Annotated in this window: 1 protein-coding gene; it reads right to left on the reverse strand. The window is 75.0% G+C overall.

The window, feature by feature from the left end; all coding sequences use genetic code 11:
* Nucleotides 1-2,196, reverse strand: a 2,196-nt coding sequence (locus FPZ47_RS27245; protein ID WP_145039759.1) for a sensor histidine kinase, incomplete at both ends; no start/stop codon positions are given.

Below are 2,196 nucleotides of genomic sequence, written 5' to 3' on the forward strand. Positions count from 1 at the left end.
TTCGGGGCCTGCGGGGCTTTCGGGGCCTGCGGGGCCGGCTGCGGCTCGGCCCGCCGGCCGCTCTCCCACCACGGGGTGGCCAGCTCGCGGCGGCCGCGCCCGGGCTGCTCCTGCACCGGCGGGGCGGGGACGTCGGTGATGCCGCTCGAGCCCGGGTTGCGGCGCGGCAACAGCGTCACCGACGGGCCGGACCCGTTGCGGGTCGCCGGCTCGGGCTCGGGCTCGGGCGCCGGCCCCGCCGGCGGGGCGCCGGCGGGTTCGGCACGCGGCGCGGACACCGGCATCGCCCACGACCCCGCCGCCCGCGGCGCCTCCGAGGGGGCCGGCGCCACGCCGTCGAGCACGGTCGGCGGCAGGTAGATCTCGGCCGTCGTGCCCGGCCCGGCTTCCTGGCCCACCGGGCCGCGCAGCCCGACCCGGATGCCGTGCCGGGCGGCGATCCGGCCCACCACGAACAGCCCCATGTGCCGGGCATTGTCAGGAGTCGGGTCCGGGGTGGCGTCGCCGCCCTCCTGCAGCCGCGTGTTGGCGATGCGCCGGTCGGCGTCGCTCATGCCCAGGCCCGCGTCGGCGATGCGCAGCAGCACGCCGCCGTCGCCGCCCGGCGTGCCGGAGACCCGGACCGGCGTCGTCGGCGGGGAGTAGCTCAGCGCGTTGTCGATCAGCTCGGCGAACAGGTGGATCGCGCCGCCGGCCACCGCACCCACCAGCGCGCAGTCGGGCAGCCCGAGGATCTCGACCCGGCGGTAGTCCTCCACCTCGGACACCGCGGCGTTGACCACCGTCGACAGCGGCACCGGTTCGCGCTGGTCGCGCGCGAGCTGCGCACCCGCCAGGACCAGCAGGTTGGCGCTGTTGCGGCGCAGTCGGGCGGCCAGGTGGTCCAGCCGGAACAGGCTGTCCAGGCGTTCGGGGTCCCGCTCGTCGCGCTCCAGCCGGTCGATGAGCGACAACTGCTGGTCGACCAGCGAACGGCTGCGCCGCGACATGGTCTCGAACATGTCGTTGACCAGCAACCGCAGCCGCGCCTCGTCGCCGGCCAGCAGCAGCGCCCGGGTGTGCAGCTCGTCGACCGCGTGGGCGACCTGACCGATCTCCTCGGTGGTGTACACCGGCAGCGGCTGCGGGACCGGGTCGGCGCCGCCCGCCCTGACCCGGGCCACCTCCTCCTCGAGGTCGGTGTGGGCGACTTTGAGCGCGCCGTCGCGCAGCACGCGCAGCGGCACGACGAGCGCGCGCGCCACCAGCAGCACGACGACCAGGGCGATCACGATCGCCGCCGCCACCAGGACGGCGTCCAGGACGGCGGCGTCGTGCCGGTCGGCGGCCTGGGCGCGCACCGACCTGGTGATCGCCGCCGTCGTGTCGTCGACGATCCGGCCGGCGACGTCGTCGGTGGTCTGGATCGAGCGCAGCAGGTCCGGGTTGTCGACGAGCACGCTGGCCGGATCGGACATGATCGCCATCCGGGCCACCATCTGCTGCTGCAGCGCCTTGGCTTCCGGGGAGCCGACCCCGAGCACCTGACTCATGCCGAACAGCGTCGACGGTTCGGTGCCGGCCAGCGTGACCATCGCCGTCCGCAGCGCGGGCTCGGGCAGGTCGGCCCCCCGGGTGACCAGGATCTTCTGCATCGTCATCTGCCCGCGGGCCCCCACCGCCCGGCTCAGGCCCCGGGTCTCGGTGCGGATCCGCTGGTCGTCGACGCGCACCGAGGCGTTGATGACGTCCTCGGCCGTCAGCAGGATCGGGGCGTAGGTGGTGATCCGCTCCCGCAAACCGATGCTGTTGTCGGCGACCTTGTCCAGCAGCGCCCGACCGCCGTTGAGCAACGTGTTGACCCCCGACCGGACGTCGGGGGTGACGTCGGTGTCGGCCAGCCGCTGCTGCAGCTCGTACTTGCGCGCCTCGTAGTTCTTCCCGGCGCCCTCGACGTCGCGGCCGGTCGAGCCCGCCAGCAGCGCGACGTCCATGGCGGACATGTACTTGGTGACCGCCGGCAGCACGTCGGCGCGGGCGGCGGCCAGCTTGAGGTCGCCGGAGTTGGCCATCGCACCGTGGACCCGCAGCACGCCGAAGACCGTCGCCAGGATCAGCGGCACCAGCACGATCGCCAGCACCTTCGCGCGGACCGGCCAGTTGCTCGGCGACCAGGCCGGTGGGCGTTTCGCGCGGCGCCCGCCGGGGGTGGGGGGC

The sequence above is a fragment of the Mycobacterium helveticum genome (assembly GCF_007714205.1).
GTDB classification, from domain to species: domain Bacteria; phylum Actinomycetota; class Actinomycetes; order Mycobacteriales; family Mycobacteriaceae; genus Mycobacterium; species Mycobacterium helveticum.